This window comes from uncultured Jatrophihabitans sp. (assembly GCF_964246335.1).
In the GTDB taxonomy this organism is placed as follows: Bacteria; Actinomycetota; Actinomycetes; order Mycobacteriales; family Jatrophihabitantaceae; genus Jatrophihabitans.
Genome location: NZ_CAXTQF010000005.1, coordinates 66,907 through 91,931, shown reverse-complemented (window position 1 = coordinate 91,931; position 25,025 = coordinate 66,907). Strand labels below are relative to the sequence as shown.

The 25,025-nt window shown below is 70.2% G+C and carries 25 protein-coding genes and 1 tRNA gene; 12 read left to right on the top strand and 14 right to left on the bottom strand.

What is annotated here, in order from left to right; translation table 11 throughout:
- The 5 genes from ACFFCN_RS03065 to ACFFCN_RS03045 all read right to left on the bottom strand — a co-directional run.
- On the bottom strand, positions 1 to 457 hold a 457-nt coding region (locus ACFFCN_RS03065; protein WP_375489603.1), incomplete at its 3' end, for a catalase.
- A gap of 143 nt (positions 458 to 600) precedes the next feature.
- On the bottom strand, positions 601 to 882 hold the full coding sequence (locus tag ACFFCN_RS03060; protein ID WP_375489601.1) for a hypothetical protein: 282 nt from the start codon (positions 880 to 882) through the stop codon (positions 601 to 603).
- Between the two features lie 5 nt (positions 883 to 887).
- Complete coding sequence (locus ACFFCN_RS03055; RefSeq protein ID WP_375489600.1) at positions 888 to 1,646, bottom strand: class I SAM-dependent methyltransferase; 759 nt, start codon at positions 1,644 to 1,646, stop codon at positions 888 to 890.
- Positions 1,643 to 2,617: a methylenetetrahydrofolate reductase C-terminal domain-containing protein gene (locus ACFFCN_RS03050; protein ID WP_375489611.1), complete on the bottom strand. Its 975-nt coding sequence runs from the start codon at positions 2,615 to 2,617 to the stop codon at positions 1,643 to 1,645. The genes ACFFCN_RS03055 and ACFFCN_RS03050 overlap by 4 nt, the downstream gene beginning before the upstream one ends.
- 33 nt (positions 2,618 to 2,650) lie before the next feature.
- The gene (locus ACFFCN_RS03045; RefSeq protein WP_375489598.1) at positions 2,651 to 3,271 is read right to left on the bottom strand and encodes a flavodoxin family protein; all 621 of its coding nucleotides are present in this window, start codon (positions 3,269 to 3,271) and stop codon (positions 2,651 to 2,653) included.
- 137 nt (positions 3,272 to 3,408) lie between these two features.
- Here ACFFCN_RS03045 and ACFFCN_RS03040 point away from each other — a divergent pair, with 137 nt between their 5' ends.
- Together ACFFCN_RS03040 and ACFFCN_RS03035 are read left to right on the top strand one after the other, a co-directional pair.
- Positions 3,409 to 3,969 carry a type 1 glutamine amidotransferase domain-containing protein gene (locus ACFFCN_RS03040; RefSeq protein ID WP_375489596.1) on the top strand — a complete coding sequence of 187 codons (561 nt, stop codon included), beginning with the start codon at positions 3,409 to 3,411 and terminating at the stop codon, positions 3,967 to 3,969.
- Positions 3,970 to 4,050: 81 nt separating this feature from the next.
- Positions 4,051 to 4,251 (top strand): cold-shock protein, encoded by a 201-nt coding sequence (locus ACFFCN_RS03035; RefSeq protein ID WP_375489594.1) that lies wholly within the window; start codon positions 4,051 to 4,053, stop codon positions 4,249 to 4,251.
- 67 nt (positions 4,252 to 4,318) lie between these two features.
- On the opposite strand, the gene selB is transcribed toward ACFFCN_RS03035, so the two are convergent.
- From selB to ACFFCN_RS03020, 3 genes are all read right to left on the bottom strand, one after another.
- On the bottom strand, positions 4,319 to 6,094 hold the full coding sequence (gene selB, locus ACFFCN_RS03030) for a selenocysteine-specific translation elongation factor (RefSeq protein WP_375489592.1): 1,776 nt from the start codon (positions 6,092 to 6,094) through the stop codon (positions 4,319 to 4,321).
- 2 nt (positions 6,095 to 6,096) lie between these two features.
- Positions 6,097 to 7,398 (bottom strand): L-seryl-tRNA(Sec) selenium transferase, encoded by a 1,302-nt coding sequence (gene selA / locus ACFFCN_RS03025; protein ID WP_375489590.1) that lies wholly within the window; start codon positions 7,396 to 7,398, stop codon positions 6,097 to 6,099.
- A 58-nt stretch (positions 7,399 to 7,456) separates the two neighbouring features.
- Positions 7,457 to 7,551 (bottom strand) — tRNA-Sec (locus ACFFCN_RS03020).
- Positions 7,552 to 7,591: 40 nt separating this feature from the next.
- Between ACFFCN_RS03020 and selD the strand changes: the two genes are divergently transcribed.
- Positions 7,592 to 8,596: a selenide, water dikinase SelD gene (gene selD / locus ACFFCN_RS03015; protein ID WP_375489588.1), complete on the top strand. Its 1,005-nt coding sequence runs from the start codon at positions 7,592 to 7,594 to the stop codon at positions 8,594 to 8,596.
- 180 nt (positions 8,597 to 8,776) lie between these two features.
- Here the strand turns inward: selD and ACFFCN_RS03010 are convergent, their stop codons facing one another.
- A complete protein-coding gene (locus tag ACFFCN_RS03010) occupies positions 8,777 to 10,168 on the bottom strand; it encodes a DUF222 domain-containing protein (protein ID WP_375489586.1) in 1,392 nt (463 codons plus the stop codon).
- Between the two features lie 185 nt (positions 10,169 to 10,353).
- Between ACFFCN_RS03010 and ACFFCN_RS03005 the strand changes: the two genes are divergently transcribed.
- On the top strand, positions 10,354 to 10,701 hold the full coding sequence (locus ACFFCN_RS03005) for a hypothetical protein (RefSeq protein WP_375489584.1): 348 nt from the start codon (positions 10,354 to 10,356) through the stop codon (positions 10,699 to 10,701).
- Positions 10,702 to 10,900: 199 nt separating this feature from the next.
- Here the strand turns inward: ACFFCN_RS03005 and ACFFCN_RS03000 are convergent, their stop codons facing one another.
- The 5 genes from ACFFCN_RS03000 to fdh form a co-directional block, all read right to left on the bottom strand.
- Entirely contained in the window at positions 10,901 to 11,299 is a 399-nt protein-coding gene (locus ACFFCN_RS03000) for a VOC family protein (RefSeq protein WP_375489582.1), read from the bottom strand.
- Positions 11,299 to 12,279, bottom strand: a complete 981-nt coding sequence (locus ACFFCN_RS02995; protein ID WP_375489580.1) for a YihY/virulence factor BrkB family protein — start codon at positions 12,277 to 12,279, stop codon at positions 11,299 to 11,301. The genes ACFFCN_RS03000 and ACFFCN_RS02995 overlap by 1 nt, the downstream gene beginning before the upstream one ends.
- A gap of 71 nt (positions 12,280 to 12,350) precedes the next feature.
- The gene (gene nrfD, locus ACFFCN_RS02990; RefSeq protein WP_375489578.1) at positions 12,351 to 13,445 is read right to left on the bottom strand and encodes an NrfD/PsrC family molybdoenzyme membrane anchor subunit; all 1,095 of its coding nucleotides are present in this window, start codon (positions 13,443 to 13,445) and stop codon (positions 12,351 to 12,353) included.
- Positions 13,442 to 14,485, bottom strand: coding sequence for a 4Fe-4S dicluster domain-containing protein (locus tag ACFFCN_RS02985; RefSeq protein ID WP_375489576.1), 1,044 nt, complete (start codon positions 14,483 to 14,485; stop codon positions 13,442 to 13,444). Before ACFFCN_RS02985 ends, nrfD begins: the two co-directional genes overlap by 4 nt.
- Positions 14,463 to 17,687, bottom strand: coding sequence for a formate dehydrogenase (gene fdh / locus ACFFCN_RS02980; protein WP_375489574.1), 3,225 nt, complete (start codon positions 17,685 to 17,687; stop codon positions 14,463 to 14,465). Before fdh ends, ACFFCN_RS02985 begins: the two co-directional genes overlap by 23 nt.
- A gap of 77 nt (positions 17,688 to 17,764) precedes the next feature.
- Between fdh and ACFFCN_RS02975 the strand changes: the two genes are divergently transcribed.
- From ACFFCN_RS02975 to ACFFCN_RS02940, 8 genes are all read left to right on the top strand, one after another.
- The gene (locus ACFFCN_RS02975) at positions 17,765 to 18,640 is read left to right on the top strand and encodes a formate/nitrite transporter family protein (protein WP_375489572.1); all 876 of its coding nucleotides are present in this window, start codon (positions 17,765 to 17,767) and stop codon (positions 18,638 to 18,640) included.
- 31 nt (positions 18,641 to 18,671) lie between these two features.
- Positions 18,672 to 19,754 (top strand): glutamate--cysteine ligase, encoded by a 1,083-nt coding sequence (locus ACFFCN_RS02970; RefSeq protein WP_375489570.1) that lies wholly within the window; start codon positions 18,672 to 18,674, stop codon positions 19,752 to 19,754.
- A 160-nt stretch (positions 19,755 to 19,914) separates the two neighbouring features.
- Entirely contained in the window at positions 19,915 to 20,505 is a 591-nt protein-coding gene (locus tag ACFFCN_RS02965; protein ID WP_375489568.1) for a hypothetical protein, read from the top strand.
- 162 nt (positions 20,506 to 20,667) lie between these two features.
- Positions 20,668 to 21,246: a TerD family protein gene (locus ACFFCN_RS02960; RefSeq protein ID WP_375489566.1), complete on the top strand. Its 579-nt coding sequence runs from the start codon at positions 20,668 to 20,670 to the stop codon at positions 21,244 to 21,246.
- A gap of 28 nt (positions 21,247 to 21,274) precedes the next feature.
- Positions 21,275 to 22,402, top strand: a complete 1,128-nt coding sequence (locus ACFFCN_RS02955; protein ID WP_375489564.1) for a DUF475 domain-containing protein — start codon at positions 21,275 to 21,277, stop codon at positions 22,400 to 22,402.
- 12 nt (positions 22,403 to 22,414) lie between these two features.
- Entirely contained in the window at positions 22,415 to 23,101 is a 687-nt protein-coding gene (locus ACFFCN_RS02950) for a tellurium resistance protein (protein ID WP_375489563.1), read from the top strand.
- Positions 23,098 to 23,673: a TerD family protein gene (locus ACFFCN_RS02945; protein ID WP_375489561.1), complete on the top strand. Its 576-nt coding sequence runs from the start codon at positions 23,098 to 23,100 to the stop codon at positions 23,671 to 23,673. Before ACFFCN_RS02950 ends, ACFFCN_RS02945 begins: the two co-directional genes overlap by 4 nt.
- 46 nt (positions 23,674 to 23,719) lie before the next feature.
- Entirely contained in the window at positions 23,720 to 25,012 is a 1,293-nt protein-coding gene (locus ACFFCN_RS02940; RefSeq protein WP_375489559.1) for a toxic anion resistance protein, read from the top strand.
- Positions 25,013 to 25,025: the final 13 nt, after the last annotated feature.

The following is a 25,025-nucleotide window of genomic DNA, read 5'->3' as shown; positions in this document are numbered from 1 at the left end:
GCCGCTTCTGCGAGCGGATGAAGTCCTGGAACTTCATCGGGTCCTTGACGAAGAAGACCGGCGTGTTGTTGCCGACCATGTCGTAGTTGCCGTCTTCGGTGTAGAACTTCAGCGCGAAACCGCGCGGGTCACGCCAGGTGTCGGGGGAGCCCTGCTCGCCGGCAACGGTGGAGAACCGAGCCAGCATCTCGGTCTTCTTGCCCGGCTGCAGGAAGTCGGCCTTGGTGTACTGCGCGATCTCCGGGTTCGTCACCTCGAACTCGCCGAACGCGCCGCCGCCTTTGGCGTGCACCACGCGCTCGGGCACCCGCTCGCGGTTGAACTGCGCCATCTTCTCGATGAGATAGTGGTCGTGCAGCAGGATGCCGCCGGCCTCGCCCTGCGTCAGCGAGTGTTCGTCGCTCTCGACCGGCGCGCCGCTGTTGGTGGTCGTGTACTTCTCGGGTGCTGTCGTCATGGGCGCCTCCTGGGCTGGGTAGCTACCGGCCCGGGCACACGCCACGCGGCCGCAACAGGTCACGGGTGGCGTACCCACTTGAACCCGCACGATCCCGGCCGAAGCACCCTTTTCTGGAACCAGTCAAGTGCTGCCCGCCGGGTTCAGCCAGGCATGTCGAGATGCGCGGACCAGCGCGCACGACGGTCGGCGTCGCTCTGCTCCCACCACGGCGTGCCGCGCTCGCCGAGCGCGACCTTCGCGGCCTGCACACCGTCGCGGGCGCGCCGCCGTGCCGCGCCCGATGTCTTGCCGACCTCGCGGCGCCAGGCCATCAGGTTCTTGCGTAGTTCGGCGGCGCGCTCTTCGGGGATCGCCGGGTCGGTTGCTCGCCACCGGCGCCCGTCGACGACGATGTAACGCCCGTCCTCGGTGTGCTCGACCAACGGCGTCAGGACTCGAGCACCAGCAGGTGGGTCGCGATGTGGCCGTCGCGCATCAGCTCGCCCAGGACGGCCGACTGGTGCTGAGCGGTCGACCACGCATCCTGCGAGCCGTACCGGCGTTCCAGCTCGTCCTCGACGCGTTCGGTGCGCTGCGCCCAGTCGTCGTCGATGCGTTCGGTGAGATCCGGCTCGGCCACGCGATCCACGACGCGCAAGCCGGCCGCGGCGAGCGAGCGCGCGAGCGAGTCGTCGGTCGGGAAGTTGTTGCCCTCGGGCTGCCGCGGTAGGTGATCGGTGTTCGCGACGAGTACCAGCAACCCGATCCGCGCGCCCGGGACGACCACGCGCCGCAGTTCGGAAAGCGCTGCGCCGTGGTCGGCCATCGTGCACAGCACCCCGAGTGCCCACGCCGCGTCCGCGCCTGCGTCCCTGGCGGGCAACGCCGTGGCGTCGGCGATGGCCACCGGAGCGGCGTACAACTGTCGGGCCGCGCGGCACGCGCCAGGCTCGGGCTCGAAGAGCGCCGGCCGCACACCGTGCCGGCGGCGGGCGTACTCGGCCGGGCCGCCCACGCCGGCGCCGACGTCGACGAGCCGTGCCCCGGGCCGCAACTGCATCCGGTCGAGCAGCCAGTCCAGCGCGGGCGGGCTGCCGCTGCCGCGACACCCGGCCGGCACGTGGAAGTCCTCGCCCAGGTCGAGCGCGACCTGCGCCGTCCACGCGGCGACCGTGTCGAACTCGGCGTCCATCGCCTCCGCGCTCATGCCGCCCCCCGGATGCGTTCGCCGAGTTCGGCCTTGACCCGCGCGGCGTGCTCCCAGCCGCGTGCCGAGGCCTGGCCGGAGACGTTCACCCCGACCACCCCCTCGATGGCCAACAGTCGTCGCGCCTCGGTGAGCGCGACGTCGATGCCGGCGCTGCGCGGATCGCCGGCGCCCAGCACGCTGCGCACGCTGGTCTCGTCGAGGGCCAGGCCCGGCAACCCGCTCAACGACGCGGCCGACTCCGCGTCGGTGTACACCGCCACCGCGGCGATCACCGGGATGGTCAGGCCGAGGTCGCGGGCCGCCGCGACGAACGCGGCCACCTCCGCCGGGTCGGCCACGTGATTGAGCACCGCGACCGACGCGCCGCACCGCTGCTTGTCGACCAGCCTGCGCGGCCGCGCGGTGACGGGAGCGGCGGTGATCGTCTCCGGGACCGCGACCGGCAGGCCCTCGTCGGCGGCGAGCATGGCCAGCCGCGGTCCGTCCAGGTCGAAGACCTGGGTCACATCGGGCCGCACGTCGTACGCGCGCGCGTCTCCGGTCACGCACAGCACGGCCGCCGCGCCGACCTGGCGCAGCCCGCGCAGCTCCTGCTCGAGCCCGACCCGGTTGCGGTCGCGGCAGGCCAGGGTGATCCACGGCCGCAGGCCGGCGTCGCGCAGCAACTGTGCGAACAACGTGGGCGGGAAATCCGGGCGGTCCTGGTGCTCGCCGACCAGCACGGCGTCGCAGCTGGGCGCGAGGATTGCCGCGGTGCGGCGCACTGCCGCCTGGTCGAACGGCGGGGTGCTGAAGTCCGTCAACACCAACGGCACCGAGTGCAGCGGCACGCTGTCACGCTCGGCACCGGCCGGCAGCGGTGTCGGCGCCGGGAAGGTGCAGGGCGCGGCCACGACTTCGCAGGTGCCGTCCGGGTGCGCGCCGCCGCAAGGCCCGTAGACCATCCGTTTCGGGCACGCGTCGAGCATCGGCGTGCCGGTCACCGGGTCATTGTGCGGGTGTCACTGCGGCGGCGGGTAATTGTCCGCCCGCAGCAGCCGCGCCAGGTGCGCGGCGTTGGCCGCCGCGGCCTTGGTCGTACTCGCAGTGCCCGCGGGCGTCTCGTCGAGATCCTGATAGTCGGTGCCGTGCATGGCCTCGCCGTTCCAGTAGGTGACGGCCTGCGCGGCGAGGGTGTAACCGACATCGTTGAGCGCCTGGAAGATGATTGCGCTGATGTGGTGCGCGCCGTCCTCGTTGCCGACCACTGCGGCGACCGCGACCTTGCCCGCCGTGTACAGATGGCCGTTGTCGCGGGTCTCGGACAGCTCGGCGTCCAAGCGTTCCAATACCCGTGCGCACACGCTGCTCGGCTGGCCCATCCACGTCGGCGTCGCGAGCACCAGGATGTCCGCAGCGATCACGCGCTCGCGGATCGCCGGCCACTGATCACCGTCACCCATGTCCAGCTGTACACCGGGCTTGACGTCGTGGTCGACCACCCGGATGAGGTCGCCGGCGACGCCGTGTTCGCCGAGCGCGTCGAGGACCTGCCGCGCGATGAGCTCGCTGCTGGACCTGGTCGGCGAGGGGCTGAGCGTGCACACGAGCGCGACGGCGCTCAACGTTGGCGAGCTGGTCATGACAACTTCCTGCTGAAGTTCGGCCGGCGCATCGACCGTTGTCTCGCGCGTACCCCGTCGGGCCCCCGTGCAAACGAACGACAACCCGGGAACGTCTTCGACGAACCGGCGCAGGCCGGTCGTGGAGAGGAGAACTCATGGCCGACGAACTCAACGGCAAACGCATCGCATTCCTGGTCGCCAACTCCGGTGCCGAGCAGGTCGAGCTGACGACGCCGTGGGACGCGGTGAAGCAGGCCGGCGCGACGCCGACGCTGGTGGCGCCGGAGAAGGACAAGGTGCAGGCGTTCAACAACGACGTCGAGGAGGGTGACAGCTTCGACGCCGACGTCGCGGTGGCCGATGCGTCCGCCGACGACTACGACGGCCTCGTCCTGCCCGGCGGCACCACGAACCCTGATCAGCTGCGTGTTGACAGCGACGCGGTGGGCTTCGTCAAGGCATTCGCGCAGGCGGGCAAACCGATCGCCGCCATCTGCCACGCACCGTGGACGCTGGTCGAGGCCGATCTCGTCCGCGGCCGTCGGCTGACGAGCTTCCCCAGCCTGCAGACCGACGTGCGCAACGCCGGAGGCGATTGGCACGACGAGGAGGTCGTCACCGACGCGAACGGTGATTTCACGCTCGTGACCAGCCGCAAGCCCGACGACCTCGACGCCTTCAGCAAGGCCGCGATCGAGGCATTTGCGGGCCGATAGCGCACAAAAGGTGTTCGGGATGCAAGGATAGGCATGTCCACGCGGATATCGCGTGGATATTCATCATGGCTAGGAGAAGGCATGCAGGGAACGGTCAAGTGGTTCAACAGCGAAAAGGGTTACGGATTCATCCAGCCCGATGACGGCTCGGCGGACGTGTTCGTCCACTACTCCGAGATCCAGACCAACGGGTACAAGACCCTGGACGAGAACCAGCGCGTCGAGTACGAAGTCGGCCAGGGCCAGAAGGGTCCGCAGGCGCAGACCGTTCGCCCTCTCTAAAGAGTGACTGTCTGACGTAACCGTCGTAGACGGCCGGAGCGCACACCGCGCTCCGGCCGTTCGTCGGTTAAGGATCGCCGGATCGAACGCGGCGGGTGGTCGCATCGACCCGCTCGGTGACGCCGAGCCGGTCGAGGTGTTCGAGCAGCGGCAGCACGACACGCCGGGTGCTGCCCAACGCCTGCCGGGCCGCGCTCGCGGTGAACGGTTGGGGGAGCGCGGCGAGCCGGTTCGCTGCCTGCCTCGGGGCGTCGGGCAGCAACACGATGTCGCCGGGCAGCACCAGCACCGTCCCGGTCTTGGCGGCAGCGGCGAGTTCGCGCCGGCCCAGGCGCAGCCGGGCGAGGTCGTCGCCGGTGGGCGCGTCGAACGGCGTGCTGGCCAACCGCTGCGTGACGTCGTGCACACCCGCGGGCAGGTCCGGGGCGGCCGCGCCGGCCACGGTCAACCGGCCGTCCGCGGCCGACAACCCGGCCGCGTCGACGAGCGCCGCGAGCAACGCCGCGTGGTGTGGGATGCCGGCGGCATCGCGAGCGGCGGCCGGGGTGGGCCACGGCTGCAACGGGTCGCGTGCCGCCCAATGCGTGACCGTCTCGTGCAGCGTCGTCGTCCACCGCTGCCAGGCATCGTCGGCGACGAGAAGGTCACCGACGACGCGCAGCCTCGGGTCGACGTCCGCGTCGCCGTCCGCGCCGTTGGTCGGCACGCCCAGCCGAGCTAGGTGAGCACGAGTCACCGCGCCGCGCCGTGCGACGTGGGCGTACACGTCCGGCACACCGGCCTGCAGCTCGGCCGCCCGGGCGGCTGCCGCGCCGCGCCGGCGTAGCACCGGCGCTTGCACGTCGAGCACCTCGATGCCGGCCGCGACCGCCTGGCGTCCCGGGTCGCGCAGCACGCCGCGGTCGCCGGGCTCCAGCGCCAGCCGGCGGGTGAGCCGCAGCCGGGCGATCGTGTCGCCGAGCGGGCGGACGTGGACGGGTACCGCCGCGGTCCCGATGTGCAGCATGCACTCGGCGGGCACCTCTTCGGCAACGCGCAGCCGGACGTCCACGGTGTCGGTCGTGTGCCAGGCGTCCGGGGTGAGCAGCGCATCGCCGCGGGTGATTGCCTCGTGCTCGACGTTGCGCAGGTTGAGTGCGACACGAGCGGGGGCGTCGACCGCAGGCAGGGCGTCGCCGTTGCTCTGGATGCCGCGCACCTGGACCCGACGGCCGGCCACCGTGAGCGTGTCGCCCGTGGTCACCCGGCCGGCGCCGAGCGTGCCGGTAACCACCGTTCCCGCGCCGCGCACGCTGAAGCTCCGGTCGACCCATAGCCGGATCCGTCCGTCGGTGCGTGGCGCCGGCAGGTCGGCGAGGACGTCGTCGAGCGCGGCGCGCAGCTCGTCGACCCCGCGCCCGGTGGCGCCGGACACCGCAACACTGCGCACCGCACCGAGACCGGTCGCGGCGAGGCGAGCGCCCGCGTCGGCGAGGGCGGGCTGCGGGTCCGCGAGGTCGCTGCGGGTGACGGCCAGCAGGCCGTGCCGGATATTCAGCGCGTCGATCGCAGCGAGGTGTTCGGCCGACTGCGCGGACCAGCCCTCGTCCGCGGCGACGACGAACAGCACCACCGCGGCCGGGCCCAGGCCGGCAAGCATGTTGGCGATGAAGCGCTGGTGCCCGGGCACGTCGACGAACGACACGGCGCCGGTCGTGGGCAGCGTGGTCCACGCGAATCCGAGATCGATGGTCAGCCCGCGCCGGCGCTCCTCCGCCCAGCGGTCGGGCTCCATCCCGGTGAGCGCGCGGACCAGTGTCGACTTGCCGTGGTCGACGTGTCCTGCGGTGGCGACGACGTGCATGGTCAGCGCGCAGCCGCGGTCCGGACGGCGTCGAGCACGGCGGCGTCGTCGGCCGGTTGGATGCAGCGCAGGTCCAGCAGGCAGCGGTCGCGTTCGACGCGGCCGACCACCGGCGTCGGCCCGTTCCGCAACCGGGCCGCGAAGTCGGTCGGCAGCGAGAGCGCCCAACCGTCGAGGGTGACGCCGGGTCCGCCGCCGCCACCGACCGCGCCGGCCGACGGCACCACCTGCGCGTCGATTCCGTCCGCGCCGAGCTGCTTCGCGATCGCCGTGCACCGTTCACGCAGTCGCGCCTCGTCGGCGGTGAGCGCCTGCCACACCGGGCTGCGCAGTGCGTCGAGCGACGCCGCCAGCGCGGCGATGGTCAGCTTGTCCACGCGCAGCGCGCGGGCCAGCGGGTGACGCCGCAGGCGTTCGATCACCTCGGCCCGGCCGGCGAGCAGCCCGGCCTGCGGTCCGCCGAGCAGTTTGTCGCCGCTGCACGTGACGACCGCGGCGCCGGCACGCAGTGCCGTTCGCATGTCCGGCTCGTCCGGCAGCAGCGGATGCGGTGTGAGCAGGCCGCTGCCGATGTCGGCGATCACCGGCGCCGGCAGGGTCGCGAGTTCTTGCACGGGCACCGTCGAGGTGAATCCCTCGATGCGGAAGTTGCTCGGGTGCACCTTGAGCACGGCTGCTGTGTCGTCGTCGACCGCCGCGGCGTAGTCGTCGAAGCGCACCCGGTTCGTGGTGCCGACCTCCTTCAGCCGCGCACCGGCCGACTCGAGCAGCTCCGGCAGCCGGAAGCCGTCGCCGATCTCGACGAGCTCCCCGCGGCTGATCACGATGTTCTTGCCGGCGCCCAACGCAGTGACTGCGAGCAGCACTGCCGCCGCGCCGTTGTTCACCACGAGGACGCCGCCGGCGTCGGGCAGCGCGGCCTGCAACGCATCGACCAGGCCGCGCCCGCGCTTCGCGCGTTCGCCGCTGGCGAGGTCGAACTCGACATCGGTGTAACGCGCAGCCGTCGCCATCGCCTCGATCGCGGTGTCGGAGAGGGGAGCGCGGCCGAGGTTGGTGTGCACGACGACCCCGGTGGCGTTCAGCACCGCGCGCGGTGCGCCGGCCGGGCCGCCGGCGAGTTCGTGCAGCACCGCGTTCACGACGTCGTCGCGGCCGAGGTCGCCGTCCCGCACGTGCTGTAACGCGGCGACCACTGCGCGCTTCACCGCCGGACGGCCGCGGGCCTGCGCGGCATCGGCGAGTCGCGGGTCGTCGAGCACGGCGTTCGTGCTCGGCACCCGGCGTCGGTCGTCGATGGTCAACGGTCGCCTCTCGGCTGGTACGTGCGTCGTGTGCGTCGTGTGCGTCGTGTGCGTCGTCTGCGGAGACGGACGGGAATCGAACCCGCCAAGCCGAGATGCTCGGCTTCACCGGTTTTGAAGACCGGGAGGGCCACCAGGCACCCATACGCCTCCATCGCCGAACGCTACCCACCTGCGGGCTAACGTCGGACAGGTGACTGTCACCCGTGTCCTTGCGCAGGAAGCCGACGTCCGGTTGACGCAGTACGCGCACGGTGGCGGTTGTGCCTGCAAGATCCCGCCGGGCGAGCTTGAGGACATCGTGCGCGGGCTGTCCGGCGAGCACCGCGCCGACGTGCTGGTCGGGTTGGACGACGGGGACGATGCCGCTGTGGTGCGCCTCGACGAGCACACCGCAATCGTGCACACCGCGGACTTCTTCACCCCGGTCGTCGACGACGCGTACGACTGGGGACGCATCGCCGCGGCCAACGCACTCAGCGACGTCTACGCGATGGGCGGCCGGCCGATCGTCGCGGTCAACCTCGTCGGCTGGCCGCGGGACACCCTGCCGACCGACCTGCTGCGCGAGGTCCTGCGTGGCGGGCTGGACGTCGCCCGCGAGGCCGGTTGCGCGGTGGGCGGCGGGCACAGCATCGACGACCCCGAGCCGAAGTACGGCATGGCGGTGACCGGCATCGTCGATCCCGAGCGGCTGCTGCGCAATGACGCTGCCGAGCCCGGGCTGCCGATCACGTTGACCAAGCCGCTGGGCGTGGGCGTGCTCAACAATCGGCACAAGAGCACTGGTGAGATCTTCGCCGACGCGATCGCCACGATGGTCGCGCTCAACCGTGACGCCGCGGGCGCGGCGTTGGCCGCCGGTGCACGCGCGGCCACCGACGTCACCGGCTTCGGGCTGCTCGGTCACCTGTACAAGATGCTGCGCGCGTCCGGCGTAGGGGCCACGATCGAGGCGGCCGCCGTGCCGTATCTCGACGGTGCACGTCAGGCGCTGGGCGACGGCTACGTCAGCGGCGGCACGCGTCGCAACCTCGACTGGGTGCGCTCGCACCTCGACGCGCACGTCGACGAGGACGAACTGCTGCTGCTCGCCGACGCGCAGACGAGCGGCGGCCTGCTGGTTGTCGGCGAGGTGCCCGGTTACCCGGTGATCGGCGAGACAGTCGCCGGAGCGCCGACCATCACCATCCGCTGAGCTGCTGCCGCTCGCCGGTCGCTGTCGCCGGTCGCTGTTCGTCGGTCGCTGGGGCGCCAACCGTCGTCAGGCAGCGGTTGCGGTTCCGGCGTGGCAGGTCGACCGCGCGCCGACCGTCACTGTCCATCACCGCCCATCGACGTGGCGCCCATCTGCAAACGGGGGTCACTTCGACCCTCATCAGCCGGCGAGGCCGACGTCGACGTCGATGGGGAAGTCGATTTCGGTGGCGTGGTGGACGGTGTTGTGGAGGGGTGTTTGTTGTGGGTCGATGAAGGTGGGTGGGATCCAATACGGGCGGCCGTTGATCATCTGCACGTGCCAGCCGTGTCGGGCGAATTGGCGGTGGTGGTAGCGGCACAGCAGGCACAGGTTGTCGATGTCGGTGGGTCCGCCGTCGGCCCATTCGCGTATGTGGTGGGCTTCGCACCAGGCGGCGGGGCGCTCGCAGCCGGGGAAGCAACAGCCACCGTCGCGGGCGGCGAGGGCGTAGCGCAGCGCGGGGGTGGCCAGGCGTTTGGTGCGTCCGCAGAACAACACCGCACCGTGGTGGTCGACCACGATGGGCACGATCGCGGCGTCGGTGAGGTTGGCCTGCACGAGGGCGGTGGGCCACAGGTCACCGTTCGCGGTCTGCGCAACACCCACGCGAGCGTGAACGCCACCGCCGGCGTCGGCGTCGGCGTGGTGGCTGTTGAGCGGGTCGGCAGCGTGTTGGTCGGTGAGGTCTTGGGCGTGCATGCGGAGCAGGACGGTGACCGGTGCACCGCCGGCGGTCGGCAGGTCAGCGGAGCGCAGGAGTCGGTTGCCGGCTTCGATCATGGCGTCGTGTCGCCGTTGTGCCGGGGACCGGTCGTCCGGGCCGCCGTCGGCGGCGGGCTGTGGCGCGGCGAGGGCGTCGAGGATGGCGTCCCAGAGGGCGGTCAGTTCCGCGGTCCATTCCCCGCTCGGGCGGCTCGAGCCTCGACCACGCCGGGCCAGGGTGAACCCGCGGCGGCGTTCGAGCTCGGCATCGTCGGGGGCGCGCCCGTCCGGGTCCAGGCGGGCGAGCAGCATGTCGGCGGTCTGCGCCAGCGCGCCCGGGTGCTGGTGCCGCGCAGCCTGGACCAGCAACTGCTCACACACCGGCACGACCTCGTGCGCGACACGACGCGAGACCCGGTCAGTGGCCGTGGCGATCACCGTGATGTGCGCAGCGGAGATCTCCCCCGCCCGCGCCGCGGCCGCGCAGCGCGGCAACACCGCGGGCGTGACCGCACCGGTGAGCGTCGTGTTCGGCTGCACCGCACGGGCCTGGCGCACCCGGGCCTTCGCCTCGGCCGGTGTCACCCGCAGCATCTGCACCAGCAGGTCCGCAGTACTCGAGCGCGCGTACTCCCCGGCCACCCCCCGCTCGTCAACCTCGGCCAGCACCCGATGATCGACCGCGGCCAGCCGCCGGCGCTGCACCTCCAGCTCGCGCAACAGCTGCGTCACCTCGACCGAACCCAGCATGGTCAACGACGCGTCCAGCAAGTGATCGAGCGCCGCGCGCAGCGGCCCGACCAGCTCCTCAACGACCTCGCTCCCCATACCGAACACATTAGAACAAGGGTCCGACAGAACCAGTCTGACCGGGGCGTGCAGATCTGTGCCAAGATCCGGACGTGAACAGGGGTGGACACGGTGATCACGCGAGCCTCTCCGGCTGGAGTGAGGCCGACGATCGCCGGTCTTTCCCATCATTGGCAGCGGCTCAGCTGCATATGCCGAGCGTCGTGTACCTCGAAGGCGAAGATGGCGGATCCGTGTACGTCGCTACGACCGCCGACGTGGTCCGGTGCGGCGAGGTCGAGTTGGAGCAGCTCCTGCTCGACCTCGACTTCATCGCCTGGCCCGGAGCGGACGACGGCTCCCGTCGCGTCGTGTACGAACAGTTGCGCGAGGGGCAGCGCCTCGAGGACAGCTTCGTCGAAGGACCTGTTGTGCTGGGGATCTGGGTTCACCAAGAATTCGACGCCCGGGGGATAGCGGAGGAGATCCGCGACGTTGTCCTGGGACGCACGACCCGCATAAGCGAGAAAGGGCTGTACCGCGGCAAGCCGAAACAGCGAGAGCGGCCGTAACCCACCGGGCTGCGATCAGTCGCGTTCGGGGGTGGAGGATGCCGATGCGGCAGCGATCGACTTGGTACCGTATGCGAGCGGTGAGTTGACCTTCGAGGCCGCGATCAGCCGGTGCCAAGTCAGTGAGTGCCGACGTTCACTGAGTGCCGACGATCAACAAGTGCCGACGATCAACGGTCGGAATCACTAACCCGGTCGGTTATGTGAGAGGCGGGCCGAGCAGGTCCCAGCGATTCCCGGCGACGTCGAGAAACACCGCGACCCGCCCGTACGGCTCGTCGCGCGGTTCGCTGACGAATTGCACGCCGTGCGAAACCATCCGCGCGTGCGCGGCAGGGAAGTCGTCCACGCGGAGGAACAACCCGACGCGTCCGGCGAACTGCTGCCCGACCGCCGCCGCCTGCGCGTCACCGTCCGCCTGTGCGAGCAGCAAGCCCGTCTGCGCGCCCGGTGGCCGGACCACCACCCAGCGCTTCGGCCGGCCGTCGTTCGTCAGCGACGGGGTGTCCTCGGCCAGCTCGAAGCCCAACGCGTCGACGTAGAAACGGATCGCTGCGTCGTGGTCGAGCACGATCACTGCGGCATGTTCGAGATGCATCAGTCGGGCTCGTGCGGATGGAAGCTCACGCTGATGTCCTCGAAGCCCTTGAGTCGCGCGGCATGTGCCTGGCCGGTGTAGGCGGCTTCGTCGGCGTCGGTGAGCACGACGTTGTCGGTGAACGGCGTGAGCAACGCACGTGGCCACAACCGTTGCGCGCGGACGACGTTCAGCTCCACCGCGAACACCACCACGATCGCCTCGACGTAGATGAAGGCGATCAAGCCGAGCACGATGCCGAACACCGAATTCGACTCCGAAGCGTTCTTGACCACACCGCCGACGAGGAAGGTGCCGATGTACTGCAGCGCCTGCCACGCCACCGCGGCACCGACGGCGCCGGGGACGGTCTCGCGCCAGGTCAGCGGGCGCGCGGTGGCGACCTTGAAGCCGAGCGTGAACACGGCGGCGTTGACCACCACGGCCAGCGCGATGAACAGCACCTTGAGACCGTCGCCGATGCTCGCGCCGAATGCGTCGGCGCGCGCACCCAGGGCGGACAGGATGGTCGTGCCGATGATCGCCAGCCCGACGACGAGCAGCAACTGCATGCTGCGCAGTCGGCTACGGATCGGGTTGGGCCGGTCGTTGCGCGGCACCCGCCACGCGGAGTTCATCGCGTTCTGCGCGGCCTGCGCCACGCCGAGGCCGCCGTAGACCGTACCGAGGATGCCGAACACCAGCCCGAGGCCGCTGCCCTTGACGCCGCTCTCGTTGTGCAGTGATGTGCCGACCACCGGGAACTGCCCGAGCGTCGAGTCAAGGACCCGATGCTGCAGATCCGGGTTGTCCGCGAGGGTGAAGTTCAGGATCGTCGAGAGCAGCAGTAACAGCGGGAAGAACGACAGGAAGCCGTAGAAGGCGATGAGTGCTGCGAGATAGGGGCCCTGGTCATCGAAGAACTTGTAGACAACCGCAAGCGGTAAGCCGACCTTCGGATGCCGGCGCTGAAACTGGTCCAGGCGTTGCACCGTGCTCATCGCGGCACCGACCGGGCCCTTCGTGACACCGGGTCGGCGACCCGTAGGCGGCCATTATCGCGCTGGGGCGATCAGGCCTGCAGATCCTGCGCCTCGGCACGCCGCGCGTCGACGCGCTCGCGTTGCGGCACGACCGTGTAGCGCGGATCGCGTGCCGACGCCTGTCCCGCCTCGAACACGCCGAAGCGCGTGGCGGCCGAGCCCGCCACCAATGCCGCACCGGAAACGACCGCAGCCGGACGCCAACGACCGAACAGCGCCGCGCCGAGCGCGCCGACCGCGGTGAGCACGCGGCTGGCCTGGATCAGCCGACCCGGCGTCCCCTGGTGCATGGCCTCGGCCGGTAGGCCCATCGACGACTCCATGCGGTGGCTGGCCGCGAGCTCGAACGCTGCGCCCGCGACCGCCAGCCTGCGGGCCGGTCCGGCCTGCGCGACGGGCGCGGTGATCATGGCCATGCCGCTGGACGCGGCCGCCGCTGACCCGACGAACACGAACGGCAGCTCACGCCGCGCGGAGTTCCACGCCGGCGTCGCGGTGTCGGTGAGCAGCACGGCGGTGTACGCGGCGATTGTCGGCGCTACGGCAGCTGCGCCGAGTCCGGCGGGCCGGGCGAGCGCCTGCAACAGCACGCGCAACGGTCTCGGCAGCAGCTTCGGGACCAGCGCCACGACCTCTTGCGCGCCGGCCACGCCGGCCGCCGGTCCGTAGGCCGTCAGCAGCCAGGTGCCGACCGACATCGGCGACGTCGGCTTCGCGACGCGCAGCATGTTGACGAACCGGCTGGGCCGGCCGAGGTCGTGCACGAGCGCCGCGAAGCTGCCGCTGATGGCACCGAGCGCGGTCAGCCGGGCGGCCCGACGCAGCGCGGGCCGGTCGGTCACGTCGGCCCCTGCGGCGAGCAGCGACGATCCGGCCGCGAGGCCGCCGAGGAACAGGTACGCCGGGATGTCGCCCTCCCACGGTGACGCCTTGACCACCGGCCGCCCGTAGTAGGAGGTGAACTCGGCATCGGGCACCACGGGTGCGCCATCGCCGCCACGCCCACCGCGGCGTCGACGGCGGCGGCTGCCCAGCTGGGTCGGCGGCTGCGCGTGCTCGCCGGAGCGTTGGTCGGTGACGCCGCCGCGGTCGACGGCATTGCCGCGGTCGTTCGCCTCGGTCACCGGCGCCGTCCCGCGAACGCAGTCACTGCACCGGCGAGCAGTGTGAGCGCCGCCGCGCCCGCGGTGCGCCACATCTGTGGCAGGTCGCGTGTCGAGACGACCGGATCTGGCGGCAGCCGGTAGACCTCGGGCTCGTCGAGCAGCAGGAACATCGCCCCCGCGCCGCCGATGCCGTCGTCCGGCCCCTCGAGGTAGAGCCGTGCCTCCGGCACACCGTTCTCGTGCAGCTGTTCGACGCGCGCCTGCGCACGCTCGCGTAGCTCGTCGAGGTTGCCGAACTGGATCGACTGTGTGGGGCAGGCTTTCGCGCACGCGGGCTCGGCGCCGACCTGCAGCCGGTCGTAGCACAGCGTGCACTTCTGGGCGATGCCGACGTTCTTCGCGCCCTTCTCGCCGACCCGCCGGTCGATGACGCCGAACGGGCAGGCCGGCACGCAGTAGCCACAGCCGTTGCAGATGTCGTCCTGGACGACCACGGTGCCGAACTCGGTGCGGAACAGTGACCCGGTCGGGCACACGTCCAGGCAGGCGGCGTGCGTGCAGTGCTTGCAGACGTCGGAGGACATCAGCCAGCGGAAGTCCGTGCGCCGGCCGTCCGGGTCGACGGCGCCGGGCAGCGTCGTCGACGGCATGCCGAGCGCCACGGTGCTGTCGGTCCCGAGCACGTTGCGGTCACCGGTCAGCGCCTCGCCGGCCATCTCGTTGACCGCGTCGCTGGCCGCCGCGCCCACCGGGGTGCCCTCCACGCCGGCGTCCTGTCCACCCAGCGGGCGTGCCTGCTCGATGAACGCGACGTGCCGCCACGTGGATGCCCCCAACGCGCCGGTGTTGTCGTAGGACGAGCCGAGCAGGTTGAAACCGTCGTCGGGGACGCCGTTCCACTCCTTGCATGCGACCTCGCACGCCTTGCAGCCGATGCAGATCGAGGTGTCGGTGAAGAACCCCTTGCGTGGTTCGTCACCGGTCCAGCCTGCGGAAGCTGCGACATGCGGGTCCGGGCCGGACAGTTGCGCCACGTCAGGTCTCCTGCCATTGCTCATTGCCGGTCTCGACGGTGATACCCGCACGGCTGCGGTACTCCTCGACGAAGCGCAGCAGTGCCGGCCCGGTGGGCCGTCGGCCCGGCTGGATGTCGCAGGACCCGACCTTGGACTCCTGGATGTGCACGTTCGGGTCGAGGGTGACACCGAACAGGTCGTTGGCGGAGTCTCCGCTGGACAGCGCGTCCTTGCCGACGCCCCAGTGATAGGGCAGGCCGATCTGGTGCACGACCCCGCCGTTCACCTGCAGCGGCACCATGCGGTCGCTGACGAGGACACGCGCCTCGATGGCGGTCCGGGCGCTGACGATCGTCGCCCAGCCGAGGTTCTGCAGGCCCCGCTCGCGGGCCAGCTCGGGGGACACCTCGCAGAAGAACTCCGGCTGCAGCTCGGTCAGGTAGGGCACCCACCGGCTCATCCCGCCCGCCGTGTGATGTTCGGTCAACCGGTAGGTGGTGAACACGTACGGGAACACACCTGCCCCGGGCTGGCGACCGGACGGGTTCTGCAGGTTGTCCTTGCGTCGGAAGACCTCACGGGCCGGGTTGGCCTGCTGCCGGTAGAAGGGATTGTCGACCGGGGACTCCTGCGGCTCGTAGTGGGCGGGCATCGGCCCGTCGACCAACCCGGTCGGCGTGAACAGCCATGCCTTCCCGTCCGGTTGCATGATGAACGCGTCGTCGCCGGCGAGTCCTTCGGCGCCGCTGCTGCCGGGCTCGGGGCGGAAGTCCGGCGGCTTGTCGGCGACGAAGTCCGGGATGTCGTGCCCGGTCCACTTGCCGGCGTCGGCGTCCCACCACACGTAGGCCTTGCGTTCGCTCCACGGCCTGCCCTCGGCGTCCGCCGAAGCACGGTTGTAGAGGGTGCGCCGGTTCGCCGGCCACGCCCAGCCCCATTCGGGGGCCACCCAGTTCTGCTCGTCGGTGTGCTTGCGGCGCGCGGCCTGGTTCACCCCGTCGGCGTAGACGCCGGTGTAGATCCAGCAACCACCGGACGTGGATCCGTCGGCCTTCATCTCGGTGTAGGACGACAGTGGCTGCCCTGCTTTGGCGCCGGTGAGGTGGAAGCCGTTGACCTCGGCCAGCACCGCGTCCGCGGACGGCTCGTCGCTCTCGTCGACCGGATAGTCCCAGGTGAGGTCGAGCAGCGGCCGGTCGCGCTCGAGTGTCGATTCGGCGAGCCGCTGGCGCAGCTTGCGACCGAGGTGGAAGAAGAAGTGGAGTTCGCTGCGGCAGTCACCCGGCGGCTCGACGGCCTTGTGATGCCACTGCAACATCCGCTGCGTCTGGGTGAACGACCCGCTCTTCTCGGTGTGGGCCGCCGCGGGGAAGAAGAACACCTCGGTGTCGATGTCCTCGGTGCGCAACTCGCCGGTCTCGATCTCCGGGGAGTCCTTCCAGAAGGTCGCGGTCTCGATCATGTTGACGTCCCGCACGACGAGCCATTTCAGGTGCGCCATCGCCAGGCGTTGCAGTTTGCCGTGCGCCGAACCGACCGCGGGATTCTGCCCGAAGACGAGGTAACCCTCGACCTTGTCATCGTTCATGTCCATCACGGTGCGGTAGGTGCCGTGGTCGGCGCTGATGCGCGGCAGGTAGTCGAAGGCCCACTTGTTCTCAGCGGTCGCAGCGTCGCCCCACCATGCCTTCTGCAGGCTCACGCTGTAGTGCTCGGCCGCCGCCCAGAATCCCTTCTGCCCCGTGTCGGCAAGATCGGTCAGGTACTGCTGCATCGACTCCTGCTCGGCCGTGGGCATCGGCAGATAACCGGGCAGCAGGTCGAACAACGTCGGGATGTCGGTGGACCCCTGGATGCTCGCGTGCCCACGCAACGCCAGGATGCCGCCGCCGGGCCGGCCGACATTGCCCAGCAGCAGTTGGACGATCGCGGCGCCGCGGATGTACTGGATGCCGACCGAGTGGTGCGTCCAGCCGACCGAGTACACCCACGCCGTCGTGCGCTCCCGGTTGCTGTTCGCGGTGACGGCCTCGCACACGGCGAGGAACTGCTCGACGGGCACGCCGCACACCCGCGACACCATCTCCGGCGTGTAGCGGGCGTAATGCCGCTTGAGCACCTGGAACACGCAGTTCGGGTGCTGCAGCGTGTCGTCGTGATGCGCGGGGTCAGCGGTCAGCGGCAGGTCGTTGCCGACGTTGCGCTTGCCGGCCGACGCGTGCATCGTGCCGTCCTCGTACTGCCAGGTTGTCGTGTTGTAGGTGGCCGTCTCCGGGTCGTAGCCGGAGAAGATGCCGTCGAGGTCGTCGGTGTCGTGGAAGTCGTCACGCAGGATGGTCGCCGCGTTGGTGAACGTCTTGACGTAGTCGTCGAACCACAGGTTGTTCTCGAGGATGTAGTTGACGACGCCGCCGAGGAACGCGATGTCGCTACCCGCGCGCAGCGGCACATGGGCGTCGGCGACCGCAGACGTGCGGGTGAACCGCGGATCGATGTGGATGACCTTCGCGCCGCGCGCCTTGGCCTCCATCACCCACTGGAAGCCGACCGGGTGGCACTCGGCCATGTTCGAACCCTGGATGACGATGCAGTCGGAGTTCTGCAGGTCCTGCAGGAAGCTGGTCGCGCCGCCGCGGCCGAACGAAGACCCCAAACTGGGGACGGTGGCGCTGTGTCAAATACGGGCCTGGTTCTCGATCTGGACGGCGCCCAGCGCGGTGAACAGCTTCTTGATCAGGTAGTTCTCTTCGTTGTCCAGGGTCGCGCCGCCGAGGCCGGCGAAGCCGAGCGTGCGCCGCACGAACTTGCCCTCGTGGTCCTGTTCCTGCCAGGTGCGCGCCCGGGTGTCAACGATCCGGTCGGCGATCATGTCCGTGGCCGTCTCGAGATCCAACGGCTCCCACTCGGTGCCGCCCGGACGGCGGTAGAGCATCGCGGTCTGCCGGCCGGGGGAGTTGACGTACTGCTCGCTGGCCGAGCCCTTGGGGCACAGCCGGCCGCGGCTGATCGGCGAGGCCGAGTCGCCCTCGATCTGGACGACCTTCTCGTCCTTGACGTACACCTTCTGGGCGCAGCCGACCGCACAGTAGGGGCAGATGCTGTCGACGACGCGGTCGGCGGTGGCGATGCGCGCGGCCGGTGCCGAGCTCGCATTCGTGTGCGCGGCGGCGCCGCGGCCCAGCGCGTCCGGGCCGGTGAGCTGCCGGACGACCGGCCAGCCGAGGAAGCTCTTCGCGACGCCCACGCTGCGACGCTACCCCGCGGCGCACCAATGTCGTCGACATCGCGCACAACGCGGCGAATTGCGGAAAGGTTGGGTGCATGACCTTCCTCGCCCCGCCCGAGATCGCCGTCGCCGCCATCAAGTCCGGCATCACCAAAGCGAACCTGGGACCAGCGAAAGCGCTCGTCGGCGGGTTCCTCGCCGGCGCCTACATCGCCTTCGGTGCACTGCTCGCCGTCATCGTGTCCTCCGGGCTCGACCCGAAGACATGGGGTGGGCTGATCACACTGTTCACCGGCCTCGTGTTCAGCCTCGGGCTGATCCTTGTCATCGTCGGCGGGGCCGAGCTGCTGACCGGCAACATGATGCTGATCCCGCTGGCAGTGCTCGACCGCAAGGTCAGCATCGCGCGGATGCTGGTCAACTGGCTGTGGGTGACCATCGGCAACCTCGCCGGCTCACTGTTCGTGGCCTACGTGCTCGCGGACAAGACCGGTGTGATCAAGAAGGGCGCGGACGGCACCGCCGGCGCGAGCTGGATCCGTCTCGGCGCGCTGGCCATGGGCAAGGCGAGCACCGAGACGCACGTGGAGCAGTTCCTGCGCGCGATCGCCTGCAACTGGCTGGTGTGCCTGGCCGTCTGGCTGGCCATGGCAGCCATGTCGGTGAGCGGCAAGATCTTGGCGATCCTGTTCCCGATCACCGCCTTCGTCGCCCTGGGATTCGACCACGTCGTCGCCAACATGTTCTTCCTGCCGCTGGCAGAGTTCGTCGGCGCCGGCTCGGTGACGACCGGTCAGACGGTGCTGAACCTGATCTTCGCGTTCCTCGGCAACGCCGTCGGCGCGGGGGTGTTCGTCGCCGGCGCCTACTGGTACCTGTACGTCCGCGGCGACAGCGGCGCCGACGGCACCCGTGCGGCGGGCACCGCTGCCGCGGCCGACACGCAGCGACCGACACCGACACCGAACTGAGCGCGGGACCGCGGCCCGGCAGACTGCACGCATGGCGCAACCGCGGACGCTTGGCGTCGAGGAGGAATTCCTGCTCATCGGCGCCCGCGACGGTGAGCTGCGTCCCGTCGGCGACCCGGTGGCGCATGCCGCGGACACCCGGTCGGACGGACAGTTCGAGCACGAGCTGAAGCGCGAGCAGGCCGAGCTCGGCACGACGCCGCACACCGACCTCGGTGAGCTGCACGCCGAGTTGCGCCGGCGGCGCGTCGAGTTGGCGCGCAGCGCCGACGAGCACGGGGTCCGGCTGCTCGCGGTGGGTGTCGCGCCCACCGACGACGGCGCAACCACCACGCGCGAGGACCGCTACGAGACGATGAGCGACATCTTCGGCGAGACGGCGCGCGGCGCGCTCTCCTGTGGGATGCACGTCCATGTGTCCGTCGAGTCGCGGGCCGAGGGCGTCGCGCTGCTGAACGGCGTGCGCCCCTGGTTACCGCTCGTGCTCGCGTTGAGCGCGAATTCGCCGTTCCGCGGGGGCCGGGACACCTCCTACGAGAGCTACCGCGCGATGCTGTGGCAGCGCTGGCCCACCGCCGGGGCCACCGGGCCGTTCGCCGACGTGGCCGACTACGAGCGCATCGTCGCCGCGTTGATCGAGTCCGGCGCCGCGCTGGACGAGGGCATGCTCTACTTCGACGCCCGGCTCTCGGCGAAGTACCCGACGCTGGAATTTCGGGTCGCGGACGTGTGCGTGCACACCGGGGACGCGGTGGCGCTCGCCGGACTGTGCCGCGCCGTGGTCGAGGGCTGTGCGCGCGGCGTCCTCCCGCCGGTGCCGCCCGACGCGGGCCGCGCCGAACGGCTGCGGGCGGCCAACTGGCGCGCCGCACGGCACGGCGTCACCGACCAGTTGGTCGATCCGCGCACCGGCGGACTCGTCGATGCATGGGCGCTCGTCGACGGCCTGTTCGACGCGCTGCAACCGGTGCTCGGCGACGCCGCCGAGGTGTTCGACGGAGTCGCGACGATCCGTACCCGCGGCACCGGCAGCCGCCTGCAGCGCGACACGTTCGCACGGACCGGCGACCTCGACGCCGTCGTCGACACGTTGGCCGCCGCAACCCTCGCCTGAGCGCGGGCCCTGGGCCGGACGTGACCGGAACGTGATCCACTCGGGGCAACATCTCTCAGCTCCAGCGCGTCATAATTCGTGACAAGGCCGTGCCGGGGAAGGCCGGGTCCGCCGTACGCCGGCGTTGACCACCACGAAGGACGGCGGGGAGGACGATCGGGTGACCGACGAGTCTGGCGACTCGGACCTGCGTCGCCGCGCCGCATGGCTGCTCGGAATGCTGGCCCTGGTGGCGGTGCTGCTCGTCGTGCTCCTGGTGTTGGTCGCCAATGGCGGCGGTAGCGGGGGCAGCGGGCAGGACAACGCCGGTCCGGACGACACCCTCGGCCCCACGTCCACGGCGTCGGCCGCGTCGCACAGCTCCTCGCCGTCGTCCGCGTCGTCGACGTCGGCGGCGACCAGCTCGCATCCTGAGCGCGCCAGCTGCCCGACCAAGTCCACGTGTGCCCTCGACTACGACATCGGCGACGCGGTAGCCGCGATCAACGCCTATCGCACGCACAACGGCATGCAGGCCGTGCCGGGAAAGGTCTCGGCGGGGGCGGCGAAGTGCGCGCAGCACCAGGGCGACGGGAACTGCCCGGACGGATACGCCGAGACGCAGGTGACGAAACCCACCGGTAAATCCGTCGTGGCGAAGATCGAGCAGCGCGCCAAGCTGGGCGACGCCTCGATGACGTCCTTCCAGGTCGGCTGGGCCTTCGACCCGGGATCGAAGCAGTACTACTTCGTCGTCGCGCACGACGACTGACGCCTGATCGACGACGCAAGATCGCGTCATCACCCCGGACGCCGCTAGGGTCGGTCGGGACCGGGCCGGCGCAGCCCCACGGAACTCACCGGGTGGCCGCGCACGTTGGACCCATGAACGAACAGTCCGGGACCTGTGGATCCTCGTGGAAAGGGAAGCACGATGAGCGTGAGCCTGAACAAGGGTGGCAATGTCTCGCTGACCAAGGAGGCGCCCGGGCTGCAGGCCGTGCTCGTCGGCCTCGGCTGGGACGCGCGCACCACCACCGGAACGGACTTCGACCTCGACGCCTCAGCGCTGGTGGTCGGCCAGGACGGCAAGATCCTCTCCGACGCGCACTTCGTCTTCTTCAACAACCTCACCAGCCCGGACGGCTCGGTCGAGCACACCGGCGACAACCTCACCGGTGAGGGCGAGGGCGACGACGAGGCCATCAAGGTCAATCTCGCCGGCGTGCCGCAGGAGGGCGACCGCATCGTGGTGACGGTGTCGATCTACGACGCCGAGGCGCGGCAGCAGTCCTTCGGCCAGGTCCGCAACGCGTTCATCCGCGTCGTCAACCAGGCCGACAACAAGGAGATCACCCGCTACGACCTGTCCGAGGACGCGTCGACCGAGACGGCGATGATCTTCGGCGAGCTGTACCGCAGTGGCACGGACTGGAAGTTCCGGGCTGTCGGCCAGGGCTACTCCAGCGGGCTGTCGGGCATAGCGCGCGACTTCGGCGTCAACGTCGGCTGAGCGGTCGGGAGGCTGAGGGGTAGTAGCGGTGTTCTTGCGCACCTTCGGGGCGTCCATCGGCATAGCCGTCCTCGGGCTGGTACTCGGGTTCGTCTACGACAGCGGCACCGGATTGGCCCTCGTGGCGATCCTGGCGATCCTCGAGGTGTCGTTGTCGTTCGACAACGCGGTCGTCAACGCCACCGTGCTGGTGCGGATGAGCGCCTTCTGGCAGAAGATCTTCTTGACGGTCGGCGTCGCGATCGCGGTGTTCGGCATGCGGCTGATCTTCCCGCTGCTCATCGTCAGCCTCAGTGCGCAGAAGACGCCGGTGGACGCGATCCGGCTCGCGTTGGACGGTGGTAGCCCGGACAAGGTCGGCACGTACGGCTACCTGCTCCGCCAGGCCCACCCGGCGATCGCCGCGTTCGGCGGGATGTTCCTGCTCATGCTGTTCCTCGACTTCGTGTTCGAGGAGCGGGAGCTGACCTGGTTGAGTTGGATCGAGCGACCGCTTCAGCGCATCGGCCGGCTCGATCAGCTGTCGGTGGTGATCGCGCTCGCGACTCTCGCCGCCGCGGCGTACACACTCGGCGAGAGCGCCGACACGCACACCCACGACCGCACGTCGACCGTCCTGATCTCCGGCGTCCTCGGCCTGGCGACCTACCTGCTCGTCAACGGGCTCGGTGAGCTGTTCGACGTCGACGACGACGATGGGGACGACGACGGCGCGGAAGCCACCGTCCGGAAACCTAAGACGGCCCAGGTCGTCGGGCGCGCCGCGTTCTTCCTGTTCCTCTACCTCGAGGTGCTCGACGCGTCGTTCAGCTTTGACGGTGTGATCGGCGCGTTCGCGATCACCTCGGACCCGATCATCATCGCGATCGGCCTCGGCGTCGGCGCGATGTTCATCCGGTCGCTGACCGTGTACCTCGTGCGCAAGGGCACGTTGAGCGAGTACGAGTACCTCGAGCACGGCGCGCTGTGGGCGATCGGCGCGCTGGCCATCATCTTGCTGATCACCATCGAGTACGAGGTGCCGGAGGTCGTCACCGGCCTGGTCGGTGTCGCGTTCATCGGCGCCGCACTCGTGTCGTCGATCGTCCGGAACAAGCGCACCGGGGACGACGAACCCCGACCGACGGCGGCGGAAACCGCCGCCGTCGCGAGTTAGCGGAGGTCTGCCATGCCGATCGACTACACCAAGCGGCCCAACACCCCGCCCGCGCCGCCGCCGTCGGCGGCCCCGCCGGGGGGTGCACCGGCGGCCCAGACCAAGGTCGTCCTCACGAAAGCGGCGCCGACAGTGTCGCTGACGAAACACGGCGGCACCGGCGGCGTGCTGCGTGTGAACCTGAACTGGAACGCCCGCCCGCAGGCGCACGGCTTCTTCCACAAGAACGTGGCGCTCGACCTCGACCTCGGCTGCCTGTACGAGTTCGCCGACGGCACGAAGGGGGTCGTGCAGGCACTCGGCAACACGTTCACCGCCCGCGACGGCAGCGGCCGCGAGATCATCCGGCTCGACGGCGACGACCGCTCCGGCAGCGTCGAGGGCGGGGAGAACCTGTCCGTCGACCTGGCGGCGCTGCCCGCCATCCGGCGCATCCTCGTCTTCGCGCTGATCTACGAGGGCGCGGCCAACTGGGCGGCGGCGCAGGGCGTGGTGACGATGTACCCGGTCGGTGCGGCGCCGGTCGAGGTCGTGCTCGACGAGACGCGCGACGGCGCACGCATCTGTGCCATCGCGATGCTGGAGAACCAGGGCGGCGAGCTCGTCGTGCGCCGCGAGGTGAACTACCTTGACGGCGCGCAACGCGCCCTGGACCAGGCCTACGGCTGGGGCATGAACTGGACCAGGGGCAGAAAATGACCGTCAACCTGTCGAAGGGGCAGACCGTCTCGCTGCGCAAGGAGGGCGGCACCCTGCGTCTGGTGCGCATGGGCCTCGGCTGGGACGCCGCCGCCAAGAAGGGCCTGTTCGGCCGCAAACGCGCGCAGACGATCGACCTGGACGCGTCGGCGCTGCTGTTCGACACCACTGGCAACCTCGTCGACCAGGTGTGGTTCCAGCAGCTGACCAGCCGCGACGGTTCCGTGCAGCACACCGGCGACAACCTCACCGGTGAGGGCGAGGGCGACGACGAGTCGATCCGGGTCGACCTCGCCTCGGTGCCGCCGACGGTCAGCACGCTGGTGTTCACCGTCAACTCGTTCACCGGGCAGGACTTCTCGGAGATCGAGAACGCGTTCTGCCGGTTGATCGACGAGCAGGCGGACACAGAGCTCGCGCGCTACGAGCTCACCGGCAGCGGCACGCACACCGCGCAGATCATGGCCAAGGTCGCCCGTGACGGCTCGGGCTGGTCGATGACCGCCATCGGTCAGCCGGCGTCCGGGCGCACGTTCCGCGATCTGCTCCCGGCCATCGCCGCGCATTTGTAGCAGGATCGGCACAGCACTACTCGCACGTACCGCAAGGAGTCACGACATGTCCGAGCTCGATCTCGGTGCGACCGCCAACCAGCCGGCGCCCACCACCACGACGGCGGCTGCGCAGCCGGCGCCGGGCGGCCTCGTCCTGGACCCGCCACAGCCGGTGCAGGCCGTGCCCGAGGAGCAGGCCGCGGGCGCCGTCCCGGTGCCCGACGCGCGCAAGGCCGAGCTCGCGCAGCGGGCCGCGGGATTCGCGAACGAGCTCGCCGCGATGGACACCCGCACGCCGGAATTCGCGAAGAAGGTCGACTCGATCGCGTCGATGGGCGACAAGGAACTGCGGGCGTCGGCCGGCGTGTCGAACCGGATGCTGGACCGGCCGGCGGCCGTCATGAAGGCCGGCAAGGGCGGCGGCGGTGGCGACGCGCAGACCCGCGTCGCGGGCACGCTGAACGAGCTGCGCAACACCGTCACCGACCTCGACCCCAACCGCGCGGACCTCACCGGCGCGAAGAAGGTGCTCAAGTGGTTGCCGGGCGGCGACAAGATCCAACGCTATTTCCAGCGTTACGAGTCGGCACAGACGCAGCTCAACGCGATCATCAAGTCGCTCGACTCCGGGCAGGACGACCTGCGCAAGGACAACGCGGCGATCGAGACCGAGAAGCAGAACATGTGGACCACGATGGGCAAGTTGAGCGAGTACAACACGCTCGCCTCCGCCCTCGACGACGCCGTGACGCAGAAGGTCAGCGAGCTCGAGGTTGCCGGCAACAGCGACGCCGCCACCGCGCTGAAGTCCGACGCGCTGTTCGCCATCCGGCAGCGGCGGCAGGACATCATGACCCAGATGGCGGTGTCGGTGCAGGGCTACATGGCACTCGACCTCGTCCGCAAGAACAACCTGGAGCTGATCAAGGGCGTCGACCGCGCGCAGACCACGACGATCTCCGCGCTGCGCACCGCGGTGATCGTTTCGCAGGCGCTCGCGAGGCAGAAGCTCGTGCTCGACCAGATCAGCGCGCTGAACACGACGACGTCCAACCTCATCGAGTCGACGTCGCAGCAGCTGCGCCAGCAGGGCGCGGAGATCAACCAGCAGGCGGCGAGCAGCACCATCGACGTGCAGAAGCTGCAGGCGGCCTTCGACAACGTGTTCCAGACGATGGACGCGATCGACTCGTTCCGCGCACAGTCGGTCGATTCGATGGCGCAGACGGTCACCGCCCTGGAGGGCCAGATCGAGCGGGCCCGGCCGTACCTCGAACGCACCCGGCGCGGCGAGGGCAACACCGCCGAGTTGCCCGGTGACTCGGCTGCGGGGCAGTTGCCGCCGGCCGGTTCGTGACGTCCGCACCGGA